The following is a 23,416-nucleotide window of genomic DNA, read 5'->3' on the forward strand; positions in this document are numbered from 1 at the left end:
ACTCCCCTACCTTTCCATGTTGATCATTGTGGCCAGTCTCCGTTTTTCTCCGGACCGATTCGGCGGTCCTTCAAGAATAACAATCACCCGTTGCTTATCGGCATCTCCTGTATCGATTGGCCTGCAGGCAAGCTGATCCTCACTGTAAACTTCGTTTCTAGGAGGACGGCAGGTCTCAAACGATGTAATGTCTTCCGCGACCGTTTGTCCGTTTTTCAGCAAACGGCCGTCCTTGGCTGTGTATTCCGTTCCTGCGAGGATCAGTTTGTTTTTTTCGACAACCACCTGATCCATATCTGTGGAACGGATATCTTTCGTCAGGACTTTCATCCCGAGCAGCAAGTTCGCCTGGACATCGGTTTCCGAGGAAAGCGAATCTGCATTGCGCTGGGTGAATACGAACACGGTGTTGATCAGGACAACGACGAGCGAGACGAGCACGAGGGCGGCGAGCAGTTCCACGAGTGTCATTCCTCGTTCATTTTTTATTTTGGTTCCCATTGTCTTTTCGTCTCCATCTGCGAGGCGAGCCTCTTATGTTGTGGGTCCCTGTAAACTTTCAAAAGAATATTTTTGAGCGTGGAGTCGGGCTGGGCACCCGTGATGGTCAGCTCAAGGTAATAGCCGGAGGCCTCCCGTATGTATCGTTCGCCGCCGGAGTTTTCCTTCGTCCACCCCGCTCTGCCGAGTTCGGCGCTTCTCTCGCTGTCTTTTGTGTGGTCGGCAAGCTGATAGATTTCCTCCATATACCGCTGGTTCACGTAAGAGGCGTCCAGCAGGGTTTCCGACGTGTCATTCGTTTTGACGGCGGTGGTGAAAAACGCCATCACGCCCATGATGATGATGGAGATCAGTGCAAGTGAAGCAATGACTTCAACCAGTGAAAGACCGTCTTCGTTGATGTGATTTTTCTTCATCCGGCCCATCGCTCCTCTTAATCTCTCATCATTATGATAGATTCGACATCGTTTGTCATTTTCCTTTTCCCTGTTTCGGCAGCCGAAACACAAAAAGGCCGGGACGCGGTCAGGTGCTGTACACACCCACCCGGTTCCGGCCTGCCTGTTTGCCGCCGACGTAGAGTGCGCGGTCGGCGTTTCGGAGGAGCCCCAGCGGTTCGTCCGTGTCGTCGGGGGCAGTGGCGACGCCGATCGACACGGTGATGGAGACGAATGTCGGCCTGATGTCCGGCCCGAGATCCGGGCTGACTTCAAAGACCGATTGTTCAATATATCTGCGAAGATGTTCGGCAAAGGCCGCGGTTTCGTCCTTCAGCCAGCCCGGCAGCAGGATGACGAATTCCTCACCGCCGAACCGGGCAACCCGCCCTTTCCCCGTGGATTCGCGTTCTAGGATTCCGGCGAGCCCTCTCAGGATGTCGTTGCCGCTCTGGTGTCCGTATGTGTCGTTGAGGCTCTTGAAGCGGTCGATGTCGAGCATGATGAGCGACAGCCGGCTGAGCGCTCCGCCGCCGACGAGCGACATCTGGTAGTTCAGTTCCTTTTCAAACCACCGGAAGTTATACAGGCCGGTGAGTGCGCACCGTTCGCTTTCGGTGAGCGCGGTCTCATGGATCCTCGCTTTGTCGAGGGAGACGCGGAAGTGGGTGCAGATGAGTTCGAGGATCGGCCGGTCTTCCCGGCTGAATGCGTGTCGGCGCTGGGAGGCGACGATCACCCAGCCGGTCAGCCCCTCATCGCGGCGGATCGGCGCGGTCATGACGCTTTCCATCCAGTCCGGCATCCGGATCGGCAGTTCCCGCTGCCACTCCTTGACGGTGTTGTACATGCGGACGGCGGACCGGTTGAGGCCGGCTCCTCGTGCCCCTTCCGAAGAGATTGAGAACAGCCTCGGAACGGAAGTGTACCGCCCGTCTTCATAGGCGCTCACCGTGACGAGCCGGCCGCCCGCCGATTCGACGACGTAGACGGCGTCCGCTTCCTCCATTTCCTGCAGTCGTTTCGTGAACAGTTCCACCAGCTCGCCCTGCGACAGCCGGTCAGCCAGTTCGTAGCCGATTTCGGATGCCTTGGACAGCCGCCGGTTGATCCATTCGGTCGTGTTGTACTTGGTCGCAAAAACGAGTGCGATGAAAAACGGGACGGCGAGCGGCAGGATTCCGTAAAGCCCGTATTTCATTTCCATGAAATAGGCGGCTATCCCGAGCGGGAAGATGACGAGCAGCGAGGCGAAGTCCCAGAATGTCTCGATCGACCGGAACTGGTACGGCCGGCTCGACAGCCTGGAATCCACGAACAGGCACAGATGGTTCACGAGCAGATAGACGATTGAGTAGAGCGCGCCGAATCCGAGCACAGAAGCAGGATCAAGCATGCCCGTCTTTCCGCCGGCCGCGTAAAAGGCCGCCGCCGAGATGACCGAGCTTGCGAAGAAGATGAGCGAGTTGAGTGTGAACCGGTGGAATGACGGCAGGGTTCCTTTGACGGCGATGATTGTTGAAATGGTGATGATCTGCGACACCGCGACTTCCGGACCGAGTCCGAACTGCAGGAAAATCGCGATGAGCAGCCATTCTTGGAAGGACACGGTGATGTTCTGGAATGAAAGCGGATAAAGGGACGTCACCAGGGCGACAAGCGCCAGGCCGCCGACCGTGAGCCATTCATCCGGCGACAGATTGAACCCGCCGTTGGCCATGATAAACAACAGGCCCGGCGGCACGATGAGCAGCCAGGCTGCCGGCAGCAGAATCCGTTCCCGTTTACTGATGGTCACCCTGTCCCCCCCCTTTTTGTCAGCCGGTGTAAACCGCCACTTTGTTGCGTCCTTCCTGTTTGGCACCCGTGTAGAGCGCCCGGTCGGCGTTGCGGACGATCGACATCGGATCTTCCCCGTCGTCGGGCGCTGCGGAGATGCCGATGCTGACGGTGACCGGAATGCGGATGTCTTCCCCGTCTTCTCCCCGGATGCAGAACGGATGGCTGCCGACCGCCCGCCGGAGTTCTTCCGCATAGTTGAATGCCTCGTCTTTTGGCAGATCCGGCATGAGCATGACGAATTCCTCGCCGCCGTAGCGGGCCACCGTCCACACCGGGTCGGCGGCGCGTCCGATCAGCCCGGCGAACTCCACGAGGATTTCATTGCCCGCCTGATGGCCGTACGAATCGTTCACATGCTTGAAGTGGTCGATGTCGAGCATGAGGAGTGACATCCGTCCGAGTTCGCCGCTGTTCACCTGCTCAACATGCTGGCGGATCGCCTTTTCCATGTAGCGGTAATTATACAGTCCGGTCAGTCCGCACCGCTCGCTTTCCTTTACGGTCTGCTGGACGTGACGGGCCTTGTCCAGCGCGACCGCCAGATAAGAGCCGAGCAGTTCGAGGATGCGCAGCTGGTATTCCTCGTAGGCGTTTTTGCGCTTGGACATGACGCCGAGGATCCCCTCGACTTTTTTGTTCCGGACGATGTGGACGCCGATGAGGCTTTCGGCTTCCTCTGGGTAATAGTCGTTTGCATAGACGGACCATTCCGACTGGCTGCCGAACATCCGGCCTTTTTCAGACCGGTAGATCATTCCCCCGATGCCTTCTTCGGGGACGTCTTTTTGGAGCCGGATGTCGACGAACCGGCCTTCTTCCTTCACTTTCAGCGGTTCGACTCGGCCGTTGCGGACGTCAAATATATACAGATAGTCGACCGGCAGAAGGGCCGATACGCGCTCTGCGAACAAGTCCAGCACCTCCGGCTGGGTGAGCTTGCCCGACAGTTCGTGGCCAAGGCTGACCGTTTTCATCAGCATCGTGTTCACGCGTTCGGATGCGTCGTACAGCCGGACGAGCAGCGTCACCGCGAAAAACGGGACGGCGAGGAGCGGCAGGCTCCAGTGGCCGATCTGCTCATACAAATAGTAATGGGCGAGTGCAAGCGGGAAAACGGCCAGCGCCGTAAGGGCATCCTGCCGGTTCACCTGCGACCAGAGCGGCAATCGGATTCCCGACAGATATTGGTAGACATGAAGGAGCACCGTGTTCCCAGCCGCGTGGACGGCCGTATAGGCGACGGCCGGCAGGATGAGCGTGAACAGCCCGGTCGTGCCGATTTCACCGCCCGCCAGCCGGAACGCACCTGCAGACGCGATGGACAGGAGAAAGAACATGAGCGAGTTGAAGAAAAACCGGTGAACGGGATCCGGCGCGCTCCGGTTCAGCGGGATTGCCGCAAGGAGCGCCGCCTGCATGATGGCGGCTTCCGCGAGCACCCCGTGCCCGAAGAACATCGGGATCGTCAGCCATCCTGCGAGGAGGAGCGGGATCCCGTTCCGGATCACCGGGAAGTAAACGGCTGCCATTGCCAGGACCGTGATGGCGATAAATTCGGGCCAGTCGGGCGACAGCACCGGCCGGTTGACGACAAGCCAGGCGAAGCCGGCCGGCACGACGAGAAGCCAGATGATGAATATGGCGGTTTTCATCCGGCGTTTCGGATCAATCATCCGGCATCACTTCCTTTTTCCTGATCAGAAAATTGAATCCACTGTCCTTCAACTCTACCAAATTCCGCCGGTTCTGTCTTGCCTGTTCTTGCTAAAGTTCCGGATTGTTCAGAATAAACGGCCGGATTTCAGACAGCAGATAAAGCGATCCGGTGATGACGGCGGGGGCGTCGCCGTGCGCCCATTTTCCCTGCTGTACGTCTTCCAGCGACAGTTGCCGAGACGGCATGCTTGAGGCTTCCGCGAGCTGTGCGGCCGTTGCCGCTTCTTCGTGCGGAAATGAAACGAAGGTCAGTGATCGGGCGACAGGCTCGAGGAGGCGGATGACTGCGGCATAATCTTTCCTCGCGAGCATGCCGATGAGGAAATCGGCTTTCGCCTTTTCTCCGAACGATTCCCTGATCGTGGCGACGAGCGCCTCCGCGGCCGCAGGGTTGTGGGCGCCGTCAAGGAAGACGCCGGGACGGATCTGCTCGAACCGCCCGGGCATCGACGCGCCGAGCGCCCCTTTTCGGACGGCTTCCTCCTCAAGGGGAATTCCCGCCAGCAGGAGCGCTTCGATCGCGAGCGCCAGATTGTCTCGCTGGTGCGGTCCGGCGAGCCCCGGACGGACATTGCGGAATATCCGGCTGTTCGTGAATGTGTCCTGATCGAGGCGGAAGTCGCGGCCGATGCGCCGGATGGGAGAGCCGGTCTTCGCGGCCGCCCGCTCCGTCTCCTCCATCGCTTGTTGCGGCAGCGGGCCGATCACGCCCGGCCGGCCCGATTTCAGAATGCCGGCTTTGTGCGACGCGATTTTCTCCAGCGTGCTTCCGAGGAATCCCGTATGGTCCATTGCGACCGATGTGATGACGGAGACGGCCGGGTCCACGACGTTCGTGCTGTCAAGCCGCCCGCCCATCCCCGCTTCGATCAGAACGAGATCCGGGCCCGCCTCTTTGAAGACGAGAAAGGCGGCCGCCGTCAGCAGTTCAAAGTCGGTCAGCCGGGCGGACAGGCCCGCGGATTTGATTGCCCTGAAGGCCCGGTCGAGGGTTTCCGGTGAGACGGGCTGTCCGCCGATTTTGATCTGGTCGTGCAGGTCGGTGACGGCGGGTGAGGTGAAGGCGGCCGTCTGGAGGCCGTGTGCGCGGGCGACCGAGTCGAGGAAGGCGACCGTCGAGCCTTTGCCGTTCGTGCCGGCGACATGGATGATGCGGCCGCACTTTTCCGGGTGACCGAGCGCGTCCATCGCCTCTTCCATCGCCTCAAGCCCCGGGCGGATCCCGTCCGCTGACTCAAGTTGGTGCTTCTCTTTGTAGAAATCCAGTTTTGGAATCAATGCCGTCCCCTCCGAGTGTGGTAAGATTAGCTTGAATTGATTTATTCAGTATAGCATCAGTAGTTGGAGGAAGCGTCATGAACAGCTGTTGGATCATCTATAATGGTAGTCTCTCTTCAGATAAATTTGCAGATCAGGCGCGGCTCGTCGCGGAGGCGGCGGATCGGGCGGGCGTCCGGGCGGAGATCCGGAAAAATTACGAGGTGTTGATCGATCTCCGGGAAGGGCTCGCGGCCGGGGGGCGCCCGGATTTTGTCGTGTTCCTGGACAAGGACATTCTGCTCGCCTCTTGGCTGAAGTCGTGCGGCGTGCCGGTGTTCAACGACCCGGACGTGATCGAGACTTGCGACAACAAGGCGAAGCAGTACATCCGGCTCGCGGCGGCCGGGCTGCCGATGCCCCGCACGGTCGTCGCCCCGAAAGTGTACCCGGCGTTCACGATTGCCGGCACCGGATATTTCGAGCGGGTGCTCGGCGAGTTCGGCCTGCCGCTCATCATCAAGGAAGGCCACGGCTCGTTCGGCGCGAAGGTGTATCTGATCGAGACGGAAGAGGCGTTTTTTGAGAAAGTCGATGCGCTGCGCGGCGTGGATTTCGTGTTCCAGGCGTTTGTGGAATCCAGCCGCGGACGCGACATCCGGGTGAACGTCGTCGGCGGAGAAATCGTGGCCGCGATGTACCGCCATTCGGAGACCGATTTCCGCGCGAACATTACAAACGGCGGCAAAGCGGAGCCGGTCGAGCTGACGGAAGCCCAGCGTGCGGTGGCGCTCGCTGCGGCGGAAGCGGTCGGCGCCGAGTTTGCAGGCGTGGACCTGCTGTTCGGGCCGGACGGCGAGCCGGTTGTCTGCGAAGTGAATGCCGCCGCGCACATCCGCAATATTTTGAACGTGACGGGCGTGAACGTCGCGGACCGGATGATCGCGTACATACTGGAGAAACTCGGATGAACGGCGTCGTTTATTACCGGCCGGAAGACGCAAAGACGAATGCCGGGTTCATCCGCATGCTGAAGGAGGCGGCGGACCGTGCGGGGCACGGGCTTGAACTCGTCACGGAGCGCGGGAAAATCCCGGATTCTGCGGATTTCGTACTGTTCCGCGACCGCGATCCGGAGCTTGCGCACGAACTGGAGGCGGCCGGTCACCGGCTGTTCAACCGTGCGCAGGTGAACCGCGTGGCAAATGACAAATATGCGACGTATGAGCTGGCGCTGCTGCTCGGCCTGCCGACAGTGCCGACGCGGCGGGTCGCCCACCCCGATGAGATCCGTTCGTACCCGTCCGTCCTGAAGACGATCGACGGGCACGGCGGCACCGAAGTCGTCCGCTGCCTGGACAAAATGGACGCCGGCTGGTTCTTCTCGCGGCATGCCGGCCGCCGGATCATCGGCCAGCCGTTCATCGAATCCGGCGCCGCCGACGTCCGCCTGTTCATGATCGGCGAAGAAGCGGTCGGCGCCGTCAAACGCACCGGCAGCAACGGCTTCAAGTCCAACTACACGCTCGGCGGCCGCGCGGATCCGTTCAGCCCGACCGCCGGCATGGAAGAAGCCGCCGCCAAAATCGCCCGCGCCCTCAAGAGCGACTATATCGGCGTCGACTTCCTCCTCCTCCCCGATGGCGGCTTCCTCCTCAACGAAATCGAAGACCCCGTCGGCTCCCGCTCCCTGTACGACACGAGCGAGGTCAACATCGCGGACCGCATCATGCAGCGAATCGCGGAACAGATGAAATGAAACCCTTCCTCGGAGTGATCGCCGGGGAAGGGTTTTTGGGTGGTTCGTGCGGAATCGGACTATTCAACGTGCGAATCGAGCTATTGGCGGATCGAATCGGTCTATTCGGAGGTCAAATTGATCTACTCACGGTGCCACATCGTTTTTACTTGTCATTTCCAAAACTTTATTTTGCCCCTTCCCCAGAAACACGCCGATTTTCCAAGCTTCCTGGAAGAATTGTCGTTCGTAGTCAAGCTCATATACTGTCGCTCTGCCTTTGCCTATTTTTCTGACGGCAAACAAACCGATCAGACTTCTGGCATAAGTCCTGCTTTTGATCGATAGGAGTTCCATGCATTGATTGACGGTAATCGTGCAGTGGCCGAGCAAAAAATAGATCAGCAATGTCCGTATATTTGCTTCGGGGTCCGGCTTTCTGCATTTTGGGCAGATCCATGTTCGTTCGCTCGGTTTGTCCAGCGGCACCTCACATGTTTTACACATCGGCTTTAAATAGATGGACTCGGACGTCATATTAAAACGTTGTCGGAGAGGAAAAGCCAGATACGGTTTATGGAGACCTCGCAGGAAACGGGCAATCTCTTGTATTTGGCCTGCACTGGTTGTTCTTTCCTGGCTTAACCAGTAACGGAGCATTCTTCTTAGCTCTCTCAATTTAATCACCGGCACATTTGGGGGAATTTGTTCGATGATCGGGTGATTGGCGAAGACCACGGCACCGTTGATAGGGACGAGCAGCCCCTGTCTATCCAGCAATTGGGTCAAGTTTCCTTTCTGATCCTCAAGCTGAGCGACCGGACAATCCATCGTCAGAGTGATCCGGCCTTCATCATCCAGCTTGTTCAGCGTTGCTGGCCAACTGCTGAATCGCAGTCTGCCGCCTATCTGTTTTGATTCGAGCACCAACAGGCCGCTTGGCATGACGATCATAATATCAATCTGAAACTTCCATCCGCTTGCAAGCGGAAGATTCAGATCGACCAGCACCTCACACTCTTCGGGAAGCCGTACGGACCGGACAACATCCATTACCCGCTCCTCTCCTGCTTTTCCTGCTCGGTGATTCTTTAACTGTTTAATCACGTCCTCCCGCTTTTCGTCTGACTTTGCCAGACGCATCACCAACTCCTCAAGTGCAAATTCCATGACTTCTGAAATCGGCGTCATTCCCCAACAACACCTGCTTTCCGTTTTCATAACCATACCACGAATGAGAGAAGAATGGCGCCCCACTTTCCGAATAGTCCAACTTCCATTCTGAATAGATCAATTCGTCCCGCGAGTAGACCAATTCTCCCGCTGAAAAGGCCGATTCTCTCTCTGAGTAGTCCGATTCGCAACACACACCCCCTCCTCCCCACGCAAAAACCCCCGCCACGCATCACGCGCGGCGGGGGTCCCTCACTCATTCACTCAAAGTTCTTTCAGTTCCGCGATCCGCTTCTGGACCGCGTCGTATTTCTCCTGGTAGTCTTTCTGTTTTCCGCGTTCTTCTTCGACGACGCTCTCAGGCGCCTTGGAGACGAAGCGCTCATTGGAGAGCTTGCCTTCGACGCGCTTGAGTTCGCCCTGCCATTTGCCGAGCTCCTTCTCAAGCCGGGCGAGTTCTTCCTCGATGTTGATCAACCCTTCGAGCGGCAGGAACAGTTCCGCGCCGGTGATGACGGCGGTCATGGATTTGCCCGGCGCTTCGAGGTCACGGCTGATTTCAAGCGTTTCCGGGTTGCAGAAGCGCTCGAGGTAGTCGCGGTTGCCGTCGAGTGCCGCCTGGGTCGCGTCGTCGTGCGTGCGGATCATGAGCGCGACTTTCTTGCTCATCGGCGTGTTCACTTCCGCGCGGATGTTGCGGACGGCTTTGATCGCGTCCATCAGGTGCTTCATGTCACCAGCCCGCTTTTCATCCGACAGCGAAGGATCCGCAACCGGCCACTTGGCCACGGTGATCGATTCGCCTTCGTGTGGGAGGTTCTGCCAGATCTCCTCCGTGAGGAACGGCATGAACGGGTGCAGCAGGCGCATCGTGTGGTCGAGGACGTAGGCGAGAATCGAACGGGTCATCTTCTTCGCGGCTTCGTCTTCGCCGTAGAGCGGCAGCTTCGCCATTTCGATGTACCAGTCGCAGAAGTCGTCCCAGATGAAGTTGTACAGCGCGCGGCCGACTTCGCCGAATTCGTACTTGTCGGCGAGCTTCGTCACCGTCTCGATCGTTTCGTTCAGGCGGGTCAGGATCCACGCATCCGCCGCGGACTTCTTGCCGCCGAGGTCGATTTCATCGAACGTCATGCCGTCCATGTTCATGAGCGCAAACCGGGACGCGTTCCAGATCTTGTTCGCGAAGTTCCAGATCGCCTCGACTTTCTCGTTCGAGAAGCGGAGGTCCTGGCCGGGCGACGAACCGGTCGCGAGGAAGTAGCGCAGGGAATCCGCGCCGTATTGGTCGATGACGTCCATCGGATCGACGCCGTTGCCGAGCGACTTGGACATCTTGCGGCCGTCTTCCGCGCGGACGAGCCCGTGGATGAGCACGTCTTCGAACGGGCGCTCGCCGGTGAACTCAAGACCCTGGAAGATCATCCGCGACACCCAGAAGAAGATGATGTCGTAGCCGGTGACGAGCACGTCCGTCGGATAATAGCGCTTGAACTCCTCGCTCTGCGCATCCGGCCAGCCCATCGTCGAGAACGGCCAGAGCGCAGACGAGAACCACGTGTCCAGCACGTCTTCGTCCTGGTGCCAGTTTTCCGGATCGGCCGGCGCGTCCATGCCGACGTACACCTCGCCGGTTTCATTGTGGTACCAGGCCGGGATGCGGTGGCCCCACCAGAGCTGGCGGGAGATGCACCAGTCGCGGATGTTCTCCATCCAGTTCAGGTACGTCTTCTCGAACCGCTCCGGCACGAAGTTGACTTTCCCCTCGCCCTGCTGAAGCTTGATCGCCTCATCCGCGAGCGGCTGCATTTTGACGAACCACTGAGTGGACAAGTACGGCTCGACGACCGCGCCGCTCCGCTCCGAGTGGCCGACCGAGTGCAGATGCTCCTCGATCTCAAACAGGACGCCGAGCTCCTGGAGATCCTTCACAATCGCTTTCCGGCAATCAAACCGGTCCATGCCTTCGTATTTGCCGGCACGGGCGTTCATCGTGCCGTCTTCGTTCATGACGAGCACGCGCTCAAGGTTGTGGCGGTTGCCCACCTCGAAGTCGTTCGGGTCATGCGCCGGCGTGATCTTCACCGCGCCGCTTCCGAAGTCCATCTCGACATAGTCGTCCGCGACAATCGGGATTTCCCGGCCGACAATCGGAAGAATGACCGTCTTGCCGATCAGGTGCTTGTACCGCTCGTCTTCCGGATGAACGGCGACTGCGGTATCGCCGAGCATCGTTTCCGGACGTGTCGTGGCAATCTCGATCGTGCCCGTGCCATCCGCGAGCGGGTATCGCATATGATAGAAGGCACCCTGCACGTCTTTGTAGATGACCTCAATGTCCGACAGGGCCGTCTTCGTCTTCGGATCCCAGTTGATGATGTATTCGCCGCGGTAGATCAGGCCTTTTTCGTACAGCTTGACGAAGACGGTACGAACCGCTTCCGACAGCCCTTCATCGAGCGTGAACCGTTCGCGGGAGTAGTCAAGCGCCAGGCCGAGCTTTGCCCACTGCTCACGGATATGGCCGGCATATTCCTCTTTCCACTTCCAGGTTTCTTCAAGGAATTTCTCACGGCCGAGATCGTAGCGCGATTTACCTTCTTCGCGCAGCTTCCCTTCGACCTTCGCCTGTGTGGCGATTCCGGCATGGTCCATCCCCGGGAGCCAGAGCGCGTCATAGCCCTGCATCCGCTTCATGCGGATGAGAATGTCCTGGAGCGTCGTGTCCCACGCATGGCCAAGGTGAAGCTTGCCCGTCACGTTCGGCGGCGGGATGACGATCGTGTAAGGTTCCTTGCCGCTGTCCGGCTGCGCCTCGAAGAATTTGCCGTTCACCCACCACTCATAACGCCCCTGCTCGATCGACTGCGGGTCATACTTCGTCGGCATCGACGGCTGCTGATTGTTCTGTTCCATCGGTTCTCCTCCTTCTCATTTCCGGGAAATCAAAAAACCCCCCGTCCTCGGATAAAGGACGAAGGGCTGATTTCGCGGTACCACCTTTAGTTCCGGCACGCAAAGAAGAGCGGCCGGCGCTCAATACGATAACGGTCTGGGACCGGCGCTCCGCTACTGCGTTCACGGAGGCTGCTCGCGGGCGACATTCGGACGGCGCTGCCGGGGGCTCTCACCGGGCACCCCCTCTCTGAAGACAGCATCCGGGCCTACTCTTCCCGTTCGATGCATCGTTATCCATTTCGTTCATTGTACAAAACGGCCGACGGCAAGTCAACCGTTGAAAGGAGTGATCCCATTGAGGAGAAAATACAATCCGTATCTGCTGCCGACCTGCCTGAGGAAAACCCGGTTCTACTGCAAAGCGATCATCATCCCGATCTGCTGTTTCCAGCTTATCCGGACGCTCATCGTGCCGACGACCGGCGATTTCCTGCTCCTCTTCGCGTTAGTCGGACTCGCGTTCGCTTTTCACAAAGATCTTATATGACGGATAGGAAAAGACCGTATACGTGTCCTCCAGCCCCGCGATGAACGCCTTCGCCTCGTCCGGCTCATCGGGAATCGACACATCATCCGCCCGCGCGGCACCCAGCGGAGTTGATTCGAACGGCGATTCTGCCGAGGTCGACTCCGCCGTTGCCTGCGCCACCGGCTCCCGGGCAGGCGGAACTACGGCGGCCGCCTTCACCGGATTATCAGCCTCTGCTTCCGCCCGCTCGACGGGCTTTTCTTTTTGCGCAGGGGGCGCTTCCGCAACGGCCGGCCGTTTTTCTTCCCGGGCTTCTGCGCGCTCCTCTTCCGATTCGGCCCCGTACTCGCAGTCCACTTTCCAGGACACGCAAAACGCCCCGTCGTCCATCACATGCGCGCGCACATCATGCGCCTTCAGCGAAGCGGCTTCCGTCTTGTCTGCGGGAAGATCGATGTACAGCGGCACCGCGTACTCGAAATACCCAGTCTCCCCGTCCATCTCGATCTCCTCGATCATCGTCGCCCCGTCCGGCAACCCGGCCGACCCATCCCCGTCGAATACCGCCATGCACGTCATATGATAAACACCCGTCAGCCGGTACGAACTGTCCGTCCGCTCATCCGAATACTGCGGCGTCACATTCACCGACTCCGCCCGCACCGGCTCCCCGCAGGACTCCGGGAATCGGAACAGCTGCTCCATCGACCAAGTCGACATACCCATCTGCCTCTCCTCCTTCAATCAATCCGCATACGGGATTATATGCGCGGACAGGCAAGGATATGGCGAATAAATTCCGTGCGGCCGCCGGAACACTGCGGACCGTCCCGGATGGAAGACCCGGGAGGAAGAAAAAAGGGGCTGTCCAGAAGGTACTGAACGGCCCCGTGAAACAGCAAAAAGCAAGGACGGCGGGCGACTCCTGCGGGAAAGCCGACCGTCCGAGACTCCAGAAGAGCGCAATGCGCCTGCTTAGCCCCGACAGGCATAAGACAGGGCGCAAAGCGGAGCCTGCTCCGCAGCGCGCAATGGCTTATGACCCGAGGGGCTGGCGCATGGAGCTTGCCCCGCACGGCTGTAAGCCGGAGGAGGCTCGGCGGTTGGCCCGCGGAAAGCAACCAGAGTCCTTGCTTTTTGCATTTTTAGTGGGGCAATCGACTGTTGGACAGCCCCTTTGACCTATCGTTTCCTTTACACTTACCGCTTCAGCTGTCCGAACACTTTGTGGAACGCTTCGACCGTGCGGGCGATGTGTTCTTCGGTGTGCGCGGTGGACAGGAAGACGCCTTCAAACTGGGACGGCGGAAGGAAAATGCCTTCCTCGGCCATCAGTGCGTAGTACTTGCCGAACAGTTCCAGATCGGACGTCTTGGCGCTTTCAAAGTCGATTACGTCTTCATTTGTCAGGAAGTAGCCGATCATCGAGCCGGCGCGGTTGACGGTGTGCGGAATGTTGTTTGCTTCGGCCGCTTCACGGAAGCCGGCCTCCAGCTGGTCGCCGAGCTTCTTGAAATGATCATACGTCTCCGGTGTCAGCTTCTTGAGCGTGGCGAGGCCGGCGCTCATGGCAAGCGGGTTCCCCGACAGCGTGCCGGCCTGGTAGATCGGACCGCTCGGAGCGACCTGTTCCATGATCTCCCGTTTGCCGCCGAACGCACCGACCGGAAGGCCTCCGCCGATGACTTTGCCGAGGCAGGTCATGTCCGGCGTGACGCCGAAATGCCCCTGGCCGGAATTGTATCCGACGCGGAAGCCGGTCATCACTTCATCGAAGATGAGGATCGTCCCGTTTTGTTCAGTCAGCTCACGCAGGCCCTCGAGGAAGCCCGGCTGCGGAGGAACGACACCCATGTTGCCGGCGACCGGCTCGACGATGACGGCTGCGAGGTCTTCGCCGTACTGCTCGAATGCCGTGCGGACCGCTTCCAGGTCATTGTAGTTGACCGTGATCGTGTTGCCGGCGATCGACGCCGGAACACCCGGGCTGTCCGGCAGGCCGAGCGTCGCGACGCCCGATCCCGCCTTGATGAGCAGGGAATCGCCGTGGCCGTGGTAGCAGCCGACGAATTTCAGGATTTTATCGCGTCCGGTGACGCCGCGCGCCACGCGGAGTGCGCTCATCGTCGCCTCTGTCCCGGAAGAAACCATGCGTAGCATCTCGATCGACGGGACCCGTTCAATGACGAGTTTCGCAAGTTCATTTTCAACGAGCGTGGAAGCGCCGAAACTCGAGCCTCGGGATGCCTGTTCCTGGATCGCCGAGACGACGTCCTCGTCTGTGTGGCCGAGGATGAGCGGGCCCCAAGACAGGACGTAGTCGATGTATTCATTGCCGTCGATGTCTTTGATGGTCGCGCCTTTGCCTTCGGACATGAAAATCGGATCCATGTCGACCGCCTTGAACGCGCGAACCGGCGAGTTGACGCCGCCCGGCATCAGATCAACGGCTTCGGCGTAAGCTTTCCGGGAGTTTTCATATGAACGAGCCAAATCAGTTCCCCTCCATATAACGTACCGCGTCCTTCGCGAAGTACGTGATGATCATGTCCGCACCGGCGCGTTTCATGCCGGTGAGCGTCTCCATGACGATTTTCTCTTCATCGACCCAGCCGTTCTGCGCGGCCGCCTTGATCATGGCATATTCGCCGCTGACGTTGTAGGCGACGAGCGGCAGGCCGGAAAAGTCCTTCACTTCGCGCATGATGTCCATGTAGGCGAGCGACGGCTTCACGATGAGCATGTCCGCCCCTTCCTCGATGTCGGACTGGGCTTCGCGGATCGCCTCCAGGCGGTTCGCCGGGTCCATCTGATACGTCTTGCGGTCGCCGAACTGCGGCGAGCTGCCGGCCGCTTCACGGAACGGACCGTAATAAGCCGATGCGTACTTCACGGCATAAGACATGATCGGAACATCTTCAAAACCCGCTTCGTCAAGCGCATGGCGGATGACGGCGACGAATCCGTCCATCATGTTCGACGGAGCGATGATGTCGGCGCCCGCTTCGGCCTGGCTGACGGCCGTTTTGGCCAGCAGGCCGAGCGACAAGTCGTTCAGGATCTTGCCGTTTTCGATCACGCCGCAGTGGCCGTGGTCGGTGTACTCACACAGGCAGGTGTCCGCGATGACGAGCAGTTCCGGATGGCGTTCCTTTGCAAGGCGCGTCGCTTCCTGCACAATGCCGTGGTTGTGGTAGGCGCCGGTCCCTTCGGCGTCTTTCTCTGCCGGCACGCCGAACAGCATGATGGCGGGAATCCCGAGGGAGACGATTTCATCCAGCTCTTCGCCGAGCAGATCAAGCGAAAGGTTGAACACGCCCGGCATCGAGCTCACTTCCTGGCGGATATTCTCGCCTTCCGCGATGAACAGCGGATAGATGAGGTCCTCTTTCTGGAGTTTCGTTTCCCTGACCATGGAGCGCATCGCCTCCGAGGAGCGGAGCCGGCGGTGACGGGAAAATTGAATCGGGTTCATGAAATCCCTTCCTTTCGATTGCGGAGTTCTTGCACGAGATCGAGTAGTGTATATTTTTCAGGCATGACATCGGCATGGACACCTGCGTCCAGGAGCGCCTGTTCGGTCACGTGGCCGATGGCGCCGATCGTGAAATCGTCCCAGCCGGTCTCGGGCGCAATCCGTTCATTGAATGTGCGGACCGCCGACGGGCTCGCGAAGAGGACGGAGATCCGTCCGCCGCGGCCTAGTTCGCCGATCAGCTCCCGGATGCCGTCTTCATCCTGCACCGTTTCATAGACCGTCCATTCGTCGACTTCATTCGGAAGCCCTTCCTTGATCGTATCGCCGGCGAGCGCGCCCTTGACGAACAGGCAACGCTCGCCTTCTGATGAAACTTCCGGAAACTCTTCCACAAAGAAATCTGCACTGTACGTTTCCGGAATGAAGTCTGCCGTGAAGCCGATCGTTTCAAGCGCCTTCGCCGTCTCGCTGCCGACAGCGGCGATTTTCACCGGAATGTCGGCGGCGGTCATTCCCTCCGCCTCCATCTTGCTGCCGAACACGCGGACCGCGTTGGCGCTTGTGAAGATCAGCCATTCGTAGGAGGCACATGTCTGCATGCGGAGCGAGTCCGTCGGCACGACCCGCTCGACAGTCTTGATGAGCGGCAGGATCAGCGGCCGGCCGCCGTACAGGCGCACCGCCGCAACCGCTTCCTTCGCTTTCGGGGTGCCGGTGAAAATCACCGTTTCACCGGCCATCGCATACTGATCACTCATCGAGCTCCGCCTTCACTTTCTCCAGGACTTCATCTGCGCCCTGCTCTTTCAGCATGCGCGCAACCTCCAATCCGGCATTGACCGGGTCCGCGTCCACGACGGTCGCGCGGAACACATCCGCCGCGTCCGGACTCGCGATGAAGCCGGTAAAGCGGACCTGCCCGTTTTCCACGACCGCATGGCCGCCGATCGGAACCTGGCAGCTGCCGTCCATCGCCGAAAGGAACGTCCGCTCCGCCTGGACGGCATGGAGCGTCGTTTCTTCCGTCAGCTTCGACAGTTCCGCAAGCAATTCCTCATCGTCCGCGCGGCACTCAATGCCGAGCGCACCCTGGCCGACCGCCGGAATGCACTCTTCCTCACCGAGGTACTGGGTGACGATGTCCTCATTCCAGCCCATCCGCTTCAAACCGGCCGCAGCGAGCAAGATCGCGTCATACTCCCCGTCCTGCATCTTCTTCAGCCGGGTATCGATGTTGCCGCGGATCCACTTGATCTCGATGTCCGGGCGCATGAGGAGCAGCTGGGCGCTCCTGCGAAGGCTCGACGTCCCGATGACGGCGCCTGCCGGCAGGTCCTCAAAACGCACGCCTCCGTTGGAAATGAATGCATCGCGCGCATCTTCGCGTTCGGGCACGCAGCCGACCGTGAGGCCTTCCTGCAGCTCCGCCGGCATGTCCTTCATCGAGTGCACGGCAAAGTCGATTTCCTTGTTGATCAGCGCCTGTTCGATTTCTTTGACAAACAAGCCCTTTCCGCCAACCTTGGACAGCATGACGTCGAGGATCTTGTCCCCTTTCGTCACGATTTCCTTCACTTCAAATTCAAACGGTGCGCCCGCTTCCTTCATCTGTTCGATGAACCAGTTTGTCTGTGTAAGCGCGAGCTTGGATCTTCTCGACCCAACGATTATCTTTCGCAAATTGACCCCGTCCTTTCAAAACGTCAATACCAGAAATGAAACACCGAGAGGCGGCTGACCAAAAGGAAATTGATCACAACGGCGAGGAAGGCAAACATGTGCCCCCACGCGACGTCCGGCCCGTTCAGCCGGCCCCGCCTCTGCATATACAGCAGAATACAATAAATGATGATCAAAAGAAATGACCCGATGATCTTCGGATCCCACACCGGGAACTCGCCGGCCGCGATGAATGCCCACTGCAGGCCGAGAATTAGACTCACGAGCAAAATCGGCACGCCCGCCATGACGGACACCGTCATCGCCCGCTTTGCCTGGTCGAGGGAAGGAAGCCTTCCCCACTGGCTGTTCCACTCCTTTTTCTTCAGCGTCTTATACAGCCTCAGATAAAGGATCGCGAACACGAACGACAGGGAGAACGCCGTATAAGCCAGCATCGCCGCCGTGATGTGGATGAACAGCAGTTCCGAAATGAGCGCGTCCCCGACGGCAGAGCCTTTTGTGCCCGCGGCGCCGAATGTGGCGATGACGACCGCCGCAAACCCGATCACATTCAGGAAGAAAACCGCGAAGTCTCCCTTCCTGAACAGATGGATGATGAGCGACACGCTGATCACCAGCCAGGCATAGAAATTCACGCCCTCAAACAGGCTCAGCACCGGCAACCGGTGCTCCTCCAGAACGGAGATCCCCAAAAATACGGACTGCAAAATCCAGACAGCGACCACCGCCCAGCCGGCCATCCGCCTGAACCGGGCGTTGCCGTTCAGAAAATCAAAGAAATATAAAACGAGGCTCACCGCATAGACGACGACCATCACCTCATGCAGCCTCATCGTCCCGATATCGGTCATAGAACTCCTCTGCTTTCATAAGAAAAAGGCGTTTCCGCGTCTATAGTGTATCACATAGACGCGGGGACGCCCCGAATAAAACTCAATGTGCGGCGGACGGTTCCAGTTTGGCTGCAGATGCTGCGGCCACCCGTTTTTCCCGTTCCTTTGCGGCAGTGTCCGCCTTCTCCTCGGCGACCGCCTCTTCAATCCCAAAAATCTTCTGGAACAGTTCAAGCTGGCGCGCCGCATCCGAGGATCCCGCAATTTCCTTCGCCTGGAGGATCGGCTCCTTCAGCATCTGGTTGATGATCGACTTCGTATGCTTGCTGAGCACTTTTCTTTCGCGCTCATCGAGATCCGGCATTTTATTCAGGATGCTGTCCATCGTCTCGGCCTGGATCGCAAGCGCCTTTTTGCGAAGCGCGGAAATGACCGGCACGACCCCGAGCGTGGCCACCCAGTCATTGAAGGCATCCAGTTCGGCTGCCACCATGCCCATGATCTCATCGGCTGCCCGGCGCCGCTCGGCGAGATTCGCCTCGACGATCCCCTGCAGGTCATCGATGTCGTACAGGAAGACATTCGGCAGGTCGCCGATCCGTGGATCCAGGTCCCGCGGCACTGCAATGTCCACCATGAACAGCGGCTTGCCTTTGCGCAGCTTCTCGACGAACTGCATGAGCTCAAGGTCGATCACATAGTCCTTCGCCCCTGTGGAGCTGATGAGGATATCCGCTTCAAGCAGCGTGCACTGGAGCTCGTTCATCGGCTTGGCCTTCCCGTTGAACTGCTCGGCCATTGCCTGCGCCTTGCTGAACGTCCGGTTCAGGACCGTCACTTTGCCGACGCCGCTCCCGTACAGGTTCTTCATGGCCAGTTCGCCCATCTTGCCCGCCCCGAGGATGACGACATGCTTTTTCTGAAGCGATCCGAAAATCTTTTTGCCGAGCTCGACCGCCGCATAGGAGACGGACACCGCATTCCCGCCGATATCCGTTTCGGAATGGGCCTTTTTCGCTGTCGTGATCGCCCGCTTGAAAAGCTCATTGAAAATCGTGCCGCTCGTTCCGTTCTCCTGCGCCAGCAGGAAACTCGTCCTTACCTGACCGAGGATCTGCGTCTCCCCGAGGACCATCGAATCAATGCCGGCAGCCACTCGGAACAGATGCTCCACGGCCTGGTCCTGTTCTTCGATGATCAGGTACGGCTCCAGTTCTTCCAGCGGGATGCCGAACCATTGGGCGAGGAACCGCTTCACATAGTAGCGTGCCGTATGGAGCTGGTCACCGACGACATACAGCTCGGTCCGGTTGCAGGTGGACACGATGATGTTCTCGAGGATGCTCTTCTCTTTTTGGAGTGCCTGCATGGCGGCGGGCAGATCCGACTCATGGAAGCTCAGCTTCTCCCGCAGTTCCACCGGTGCAGTCCGGTAGTTGACTCCGACGACAATCGTATACATAAAGATGTCACGCCTCTCACGTTCTGATTCACATATCTTATTATAACACGGAAGAACCCGCGCATTCCCTGCCAATTGTGAACAGGCCATGAACCGCGCAGCCCTGCTTTTTCCTGCTTGTTTGTAATGATTCTAAATAATAATAGCACAGCAGCCGCCCGAATTCAAAACAGCCGCCCCTGTCCACCCAATACCCATCGTGCAGGCATGAAAACCATTGGGCAGTCTGGTATTTTATGCATGGACGGGCGGCGAAATGTTGGCCCGGTGCATCGGACCGGCAGCCTCATCGATTCGGGAGGGCCGGATTTTTCGCACCTGCTCCGGCCGGTTTGGAACCCGCTTGCCCTCTTTTCGAACCGCGAACATTTTCGGGTGTCACGATGGAAGCAAGGAAGAAACCATTTCAGTCAATGGAGGAAGTTGGCAAACCCCTTCTCCCGCTCGTCTTTCACATAGCAGCCGCTTTCCGGGTCAGTCGTGCTTTTTTTGATCAAACGAAAAGTCGATGGCCTTCTCGAGTTTCCTGACCAGGTGGTGCTCCGGGACCATTTCATCAAGCGAGACCATTTCTTGTTGACCACGATTGGTTCCATTCAATTTTTACAGCATGTTTATCACCCGTTTGAAACCGCTTGTCTCAACACGCTTAAGGTGGATTGAAGCGGAGGGCCCGAGACACCTGCGGGAAAAGCGTTAGCCGAAGACCCCGCAGAGCGCAGCTCGAGGAGGCGGCCAATGCTGCTCAACGCGATCGCTTTTGAGCGCAGACGCCAAACTTCGCGTTGGCGTCGGCAACGCCCGCGGTAAGAGGGGACCCGCAGCGGAAATCCGAAGGATATTCAGGAAAAAGAAAAACTGCAGCCAAAGGAGCATCAGGCTCCCTTTGTCTACAGTCTGACAGGCTGCCCTGAGGCAGCCTGTTTCATCTTACTTCATTCTCTTTTCCAGTTCGGCCCAGGCTTCCTCTTTTCCCTGTCCGGTTTCCGAAGAGAAAAGGATGAGCGGATCGGACGGGTCGAGGCCCAGGGCGTCCTTGATGATTTTCCGGTGCTTCTGCAGCCGGCTGCGCGGGATCTTGTCGGCCTTGGTGGCGACGATGATGCACGGCAGGTTGTAGTGCTTCAGAAAATCATACATGAGGATGTCGTCTTTGGACGGCGGATGGCGGAGGTCGACGAGCTGGATGACGGCGCGCAGCTGTTCGCGCCCCGTGATGTACCGCTCGATCATTTTGCCCCACGCCTCGCGCTCGGACTTGGATACTTTCGCATAGCCGTAGCCCGGAACATCGACGAAGAAGAACTGGTCTTCAATCTTATAAAAGTTCAGCGTCTGCGTCTTGCCCGGTTTGGATGAAGTGCGGGCGAGGCTCTTGCGGCCGATCATTTTGTTGATGAACGACGATTTCCCGACGTTCGAGCGGCCGGCGAGAGCGAATTCCGGATAGCCGTCTTCCGGATATTGCTCCGGCTTGACGGCGCTGATGGTGATTTCTGCTTGGTTGACTTTCATGGTCAGGCCTCCTTGAGTGCAAGGGCGAGCACTTCATCGGCCGAATGAACAAGGTGGAAAGTCAGGTCTTCCCGGACACTGTCCGGAATGTCATCGATGTCCCGCTCGTTGTCAGCCGGGATGATGAGTGTGGTCAGTCCCGCACGGTGTGCGCTAAGCGTTTTTTCTTTCAAGCCGCCGATCGGGAGCACCCGGCCGCGGAGCGTAATTTCACCGGTCATGCCGACTTCCCGTCGGACCGGCCTTTTGGTCAGGGCCGATACGAGCGCGGTGGCGATCGTGATGCCCGCGGACGGTCCGTCTTTCGGCACGGCGCCTTCCGGAACGTGGATGTGGATGTCGGTATCATCAATGAACCCAGGGTCGATCCCGAGTTTCTCCGCATGGGAACGGACATAGGAAAGAGCCGTCTGGGCAGATTCCTTCATCACATCGCCGAGCTTGCCGGTCAGGATCAGCTTGCCTTTCCCTTCCGACAGGGCGACCTCGATCTGGAGCGTGTCGCCGCCGACCGTCGTGTAGGCCAGGCCGGTCGCCACGCCGACCTGATTTTCCTGTTCGGCCATTCCGTATCGGAACTTCGGCTTCCCGAGCATTTCTTCCACGGTTGCCGGGTTGACGGTCACCCGCTTGTTTTCTCCCGAGACGATTCGCTTCACCGCTTTGCGGGCAATCGAGGCGATCTGCCGCTCAAGTGAACGGACGCCCGCTTCCCTCGTGTAATAGCGGATGATGTGCAGGATGGCTTCGTCCGTGAGACGGAGCTGGCTTTTCGTGAGTCCGTGCTCCTCCAGCTGTTTCGGATACAGATGGTTGCGGGCGATCGCCTGCTTCTCGAGTTCCGTGTATCCCGCGATGGTGATGATCTCCATCCGGTCCCGCAGCGGGCCGGGGATCGAGCCGAGGTCGTTCGCCGTGGCGATGAAGAGCACGTTCGACAGGTCGTAGGGCTCCTCGATATAGTGATCGCTGAAGTCGTGATTCTGCTCGGGGTCGAGCACTTCGAGCATCGCGGACGACGGATCACCGCGGAAGTCATTTGACATCTTATCAATTTCATCAAGCAGGAACACCGGGTTGATCGTCCCCGCCTTGCGCATTCCCTGGATGATCCGTCCCGGCATCGCGCCTACGTATGTGCGGCGGTGGCCGCGGATCTCGGATTCATCCCGGACGCCGCCGAGCGAGATCCGGACGAATTTCCGGCCGAGCGATTCGGCGACGGAACGCGCCAGCGACGTTTTGCCGACGCCGGGAGGTCCCGCCAGGCAAAGAATCGGTCCGCGCAGAGACTTGGTCATCTGCCGGACGGCCAAGTATTCGAGCACCCGCTCCTTCACCGACTCAAGCCCGTCATGGTCGCGTTCAAGGATGCGCTCTGCACGCTTGAGGTCGAGACGGTCCGCGGTTGCATCCGTCCAGGGCAGCACGAGCAGCCAGTCGATGTAGCTTCGGATGACGCCGCTTTCCGCAGCCGCCGCCGGAAGCCGTTCGTACCGGTCCAGCTCCCGGAGCGCGACGGACATGATGTGGTTCGGCATGTCGGCCTCGAGGATCTGTTCGCGCAGTTCCGCGACTTCCCCGCCTTTTCCGTCGGCATCGCCCAGTTCCGTCTGGATCGCCTTCATCTGCTCGCGAAGATAAAATTCCTTCTGGGTGCGTTCCATCGCTTCCTTCACGCGCTGGTTGATCTTCTTCTCGAGTCCGAGCACTTCCTGCTCATTGAGAAGGCGGCTGATGAGCCATTCGAGCCGCTCTTTCACATCGAGGATTTCCAGCACTTCCTGCTTGCCTGCAACTTTCAGCGGCAGATTGGCGGCAATCATGTCGGCGAGCCGGCCGGGTTCCGCAATGTCGGAAACCGAATCGAACGTTTCGGCCGTCACTTTCTTCGAGAGCTTTGAATACTTTTTGAACTGCTCAAGGAGCGAGCGCATGAGTGCCTCGTGCTCGATGTCCTTCTCGGCCGGGTTTTCCAGGAGTTCGATGTCGGCCGTGTCAAAGTCGTCTCCCTCATGAAGCTCTTCAAGCTTCGCGCGTCCGATTCCTTCGATGAGGACGCGCATCGTGCCGTTCGGCAGTTTGACGGTCTGCTTCACTTCGGCCAGTGTGCCGATGTCGTAGAGATCTTCCCTCTCCGGCTTTTCGACGGCGATATCCCGCTGGCTTCCGAGGAACACCTTGCTGTCTTCAAGCAGGGATTGTTCCAGCGCATTCATCGACCGTTCTCGGCCGACGTCGATATGAAGCACCATTTCGGGAAAGACGAGCATGCCTCTCAGCGGCAGGAAGGGAATGTCAGTTTGTTTGGTTGTCGGCATATCCGGAGTCACCTCCATGTATTCATGTCCGTT

20 protein-coding genes and 1 other annotated feature are annotated in these 23,416 nt (G+C 58.8%); of the genes, 3 read left to right on the forward strand and 17 right to left on the reverse strand.

The window, feature by feature from the left end:
* Window positions 1–6: 6 nt before the first annotated feature.
* The 5 genes from ACFFIY_RS11585 to ACFFIY_RS11605 all read right to left on the reverse strand — a co-directional run bounded on the left by ACFFIY_RS11585 (window position 7) and on the right by ACFFIY_RS11605 (window position 5,774).
* On the reverse strand, window positions 7–501 hold the full coding sequence (locus ACFFIY_RS11585; protein ID WP_354195013.1) for a prepilin-type N-terminal cleavage/methylation domain-containing protein: 495 nt from the start codon (window positions 499–501) through the stop codon (window positions 7–9).
* Entirely contained in the window at window positions 486–917 is a 432-nt protein-coding gene (locus ACFFIY_RS11590) for a type IV pilus modification PilV family protein (protein WP_354195011.1), read from the reverse strand. The genes ACFFIY_RS11585 and ACFFIY_RS11590 overlap by 16 nt, the downstream gene beginning before the upstream one ends.
* Window positions 918–1,026: 109 nt before the next feature.
* On the reverse strand, window positions 1,027–2,736 hold the full coding sequence (locus ACFFIY_RS11595; protein ID WP_354195009.1) for a GGDEF domain-containing protein: 1,710 nt from the start codon (window positions 2,734–2,736) through the stop codon (window positions 1,027–1,029).
* Window positions 2,737–2,755: 19 nt separating this feature from the next.
* The gene (locus ACFFIY_RS11600; protein ID WP_354195007.1) at window positions 2,756–4,453 is read right to left on the reverse strand and encodes a GGDEF domain-containing protein; all 1,698 of its coding nucleotides are present in this window, start codon (window positions 4,451–4,453) and stop codon (window positions 2,756–2,758) included.
* A 91-nt stretch (window positions 4,454–4,544) separates the two neighbouring features.
* On the reverse strand, window positions 4,545–5,774 hold the full coding sequence (locus ACFFIY_RS11605) for a bifunctional folylpolyglutamate synthase/dihydrofolate synthase (RefSeq protein WP_354195005.1): 1,230 nt from the start codon (window positions 5,772–5,774) through the stop codon (window positions 4,545–4,547).
* Between the two features lie 77 nt (window positions 5,775–5,851).
* On the opposite strand from ACFFIY_RS11605, the gene ACFFIY_RS11610 reads away from it, so the two are divergent.
* Window positions 5,852–6,724, forward strand: a complete 873-nt coding sequence (locus tag ACFFIY_RS11610) for an ATP-grasp domain-containing protein (protein WP_354195003.1) — start codon at window positions 5,852–5,854, stop codon at window positions 6,722–6,724.
* A complete protein-coding gene (locus ACFFIY_RS11615) occupies window positions 6,721–7,512 on the forward strand; it encodes an ATP-grasp domain-containing protein (protein WP_354195001.1) in 792 nt (263 codons plus the stop codon). The genes ACFFIY_RS11610 and ACFFIY_RS11615 overlap by 4 nt, the downstream gene beginning before the upstream one ends.
* A gap of 126 nt (window positions 7,513–7,638) precedes the next feature.
* On the opposite strand, the gene ACFFIY_RS11620 is transcribed toward ACFFIY_RS11615, so the two are convergent.
* Both ACFFIY_RS11620 and ACFFIY_RS11625 read right to left on the reverse strand, forming a co-directional pair.
* Complete coding sequence (locus tag ACFFIY_RS11620; protein WP_354194999.1) at window positions 7,639–8,682, reverse strand: nuclease-related domain-containing protein; 1,044 nt, start codon at window positions 8,680–8,682, stop codon at window positions 7,639–7,641.
* Between the two features lie 246 nt (window positions 8,683–8,928).
* Complete coding sequence (locus ACFFIY_RS11625) at window positions 8,929–11,580, reverse strand: valine--tRNA ligase (protein WP_354194997.1); 2,652 nt, start codon at window positions 11,578–11,580, stop codon at window positions 8,929–8,931.
* 51 nt (window positions 11,581–11,631) lie between these two features.
* Window positions 11,632–11,854 (reverse strand) — a binding site (T-box leader).
* Between the two features lie 63 nt (window positions 11,855–11,917).
* Between ACFFIY_RS11625 and ACFFIY_RS11630 the strand changes: the two genes are divergently transcribed.
* A complete protein-coding gene (locus tag ACFFIY_RS11630; RefSeq protein WP_354194995.1) occupies window positions 11,918–12,109 on the forward strand; it encodes a YszA family small membrane protein in 192 nt (63 codons plus the stop codon).
* On the opposite strand, the gene ACFFIY_RS11635 is transcribed toward ACFFIY_RS11630, so the two are convergent.
* The 10 genes from ACFFIY_RS11635 to lon form a co-directional block, all read right to left on the reverse strand.
* Complete coding sequence (locus ACFFIY_RS11635; RefSeq protein ID WP_354194993.1) at window positions 12,068–12,817, reverse strand: hypothetical protein; 750 nt, start codon at window positions 12,815–12,817, stop codon at window positions 12,068–12,070. The genes ACFFIY_RS11630 and ACFFIY_RS11635 overlap by 42 nt on opposite strands.
* 474 nt (window positions 12,818–13,291) lie before the next feature.
* Complete coding sequence (hemL, locus tag ACFFIY_RS11640) at window positions 13,292–14,584, reverse strand: glutamate-1-semialdehyde 2,1-aminomutase (protein WP_354194991.1); 1,293 nt, start codon at window positions 14,582–14,584, stop codon at window positions 13,292–13,294.
* 1 nt (window position 14,585) lies between these two features.
* On the reverse strand, window positions 14,586–15,566 hold the full coding sequence (gene hemB, locus ACFFIY_RS11645) for a porphobilinogen synthase (protein WP_354194989.1): 981 nt from the start codon (window positions 15,564–15,566) through the stop codon (window positions 14,586–14,588).
* Window positions 15,563–16,327 carry a uroporphyrinogen-III synthase gene (locus ACFFIY_RS11650; RefSeq protein WP_354194987.1) on the reverse strand — a complete coding sequence of 255 codons (765 nt, stop codon included), beginning with the start codon at window positions 16,325–16,327 and terminating at the stop codon, window positions 15,563–15,565. The genes hemB and ACFFIY_RS11650 overlap by 4 nt, the downstream gene beginning before the upstream one ends.
* Window positions 16,320–17,249 carry a hydroxymethylbilane synthase gene (gene hemC / locus ACFFIY_RS11655; RefSeq protein WP_354194985.1) on the reverse strand — a complete coding sequence of 310 codons (930 nt, stop codon included), beginning with the start codon at window positions 17,247–17,249 and terminating at the stop codon, window positions 16,320–16,322. Before hemC ends, ACFFIY_RS11650 begins: the two co-directional genes overlap by 8 nt.
* Window positions 17,250–17,272: 23 nt before the next feature.
* On the reverse strand, window positions 17,273–18,103 hold the full coding sequence (locus tag ACFFIY_RS11660) for a cytochrome C assembly family protein (protein WP_354194983.1): 831 nt from the start codon (window positions 18,101–18,103) through the stop codon (window positions 17,273–17,275).
* A gap of 82 nt (window positions 18,104–18,185) precedes the next feature.
* Window positions 18,186–19,547, reverse strand: coding sequence for a glutamyl-tRNA reductase (gene hemA, locus ACFFIY_RS11665; protein ID WP_354194981.1), 1,362 nt, complete (start codon window positions 19,545–19,547; stop codon window positions 18,186–18,188).
* 474 nt (window positions 19,548–20,021) lie between these two features.
* On the reverse strand, window positions 20,022–20,147 hold the full coding sequence (locus tag ACFFIY_RS11670; RefSeq protein WP_376837293.1) for a hypothetical protein: 126 nt from the start codon (window positions 20,145–20,147) through the stop codon (window positions 20,022–20,024).
* A 330-nt stretch (window positions 20,148–20,477) separates the two neighbouring features.
* Window positions 20,478–21,062 (reverse strand): ribosome biogenesis GTP-binding protein YihA/YsxC, encoded by a 585-nt coding sequence (gene yihA / locus ACFFIY_RS11675; protein ID WP_354194979.1) that lies wholly within the window; start codon window positions 21,060–21,062, stop codon window positions 20,478–20,480.
* Window positions 21,063–21,064: 2 nt separating this feature from the next.
* Window positions 21,065–23,383: an endopeptidase La gene (lon, locus tag ACFFIY_RS11680; RefSeq protein WP_354194977.1), complete on the reverse strand. Its 2,319-nt coding sequence runs from the start codon at window positions 23,381–23,383 to the stop codon at window positions 21,065–21,067.
* Window positions 23,384–23,416 lie beyond the last annotated feature (33 nt).

Source organism: Bhargavaea ullalensis, assembly GCF_042432615.1.
GTDB classification, from domain to species: Bacteria; Bacillota; Bacilli; order Bacillales_A; family Planococcaceae; genus Bhargavaea; species Bhargavaea ullalensis.

Coding starts and splice junctions, on each gene's coding strand:
- ACFFIY_RS11585 (WP_354195013.1), bottom strand. CDS start 501: ATGGGAACCAAAATAAAAAATGAACGAGGAATGACACTCGTGGAACTG.
- ACFFIY_RS11590 (WP_354195011.1), bottom strand. CDS start 917: ATGAAGAAAAATCACATCAACGAAGACGGTCTTTCACTGGTTGAAGTC.
- ACFFIY_RS11600 (WP_354195007.1), bottom strand. CDS start 4,453: ATGATTGATCCGAAACGCCGGATGAAAACCGCCATATTCATCATCTGG.
- ACFFIY_RS11610 (WP_354195003.1), top strand. CDS start 5,852: ATGAACAGCTGTTGGATCATCTATAATGGTAGTCTCTCTTCAGATAAA.
- ACFFIY_RS11615 (WP_354195001.1), top strand. CDS start 6,721: ATGAACGGCGTCGTTTATTACCGGCCGGAAGACGCAAAGACGAATGCC.
- ACFFIY_RS11620 (WP_354194999.1), bottom strand. CDS start 8,682: ATGACGCCGATTTCAGAAGTCATGGAATTTGCACTTGAGGAGTTGGTG.
- ACFFIY_RS11625 (WP_354194997.1), bottom strand. CDS start 11,580: ATGGAACAGAACAATCAGCAGCCGTCGATGCCGACGAAGTATGACCCG.
- ACFFIY_RS11635 (WP_354194993.1), bottom strand. CDS start 12,817: ATGGGTATGTCGACTTGGTCGATGGAGCAGCTGTTCCGATTCCCGGAG.
- hemB (WP_354194989.1), bottom strand. CDS start 15,566: ATGAACCCGATTCAATTTTCCCGTCACCGCCGGCTCCGCTCCTCGGAG.
- ACFFIY_RS11650 (WP_354194987.1), bottom strand. CDS start 16,327: ATGAGTGATCAGTATGCGATGGCCGGTGAAACGGTGATTTTCACCGGC.
- ACFFIY_RS11660 (WP_354194983.1), bottom strand. CDS start 18,103: ATGACCGATATCGGGACGATGAGGCTGCATGAGGTGATGGTCGTCGTC.
- hemA (WP_354194981.1), bottom strand. CDS start 19,547: ATGTATACGATTGTCGTCGGAGTCAACTACCGGACTGCACCGGTGGAA.
- yihA (WP_354194979.1), bottom strand. CDS start 21,062: ATGAAAGTCAACCAAGCAGAAATCACCATCAGCGCCGTCAAGCCGGAG.
- lon (WP_354194977.1), bottom strand. CDS start 23,383: ATGCCGACAACCAAACAAACTGACATTCCCTTCCTGCCGCTGAGAGGC.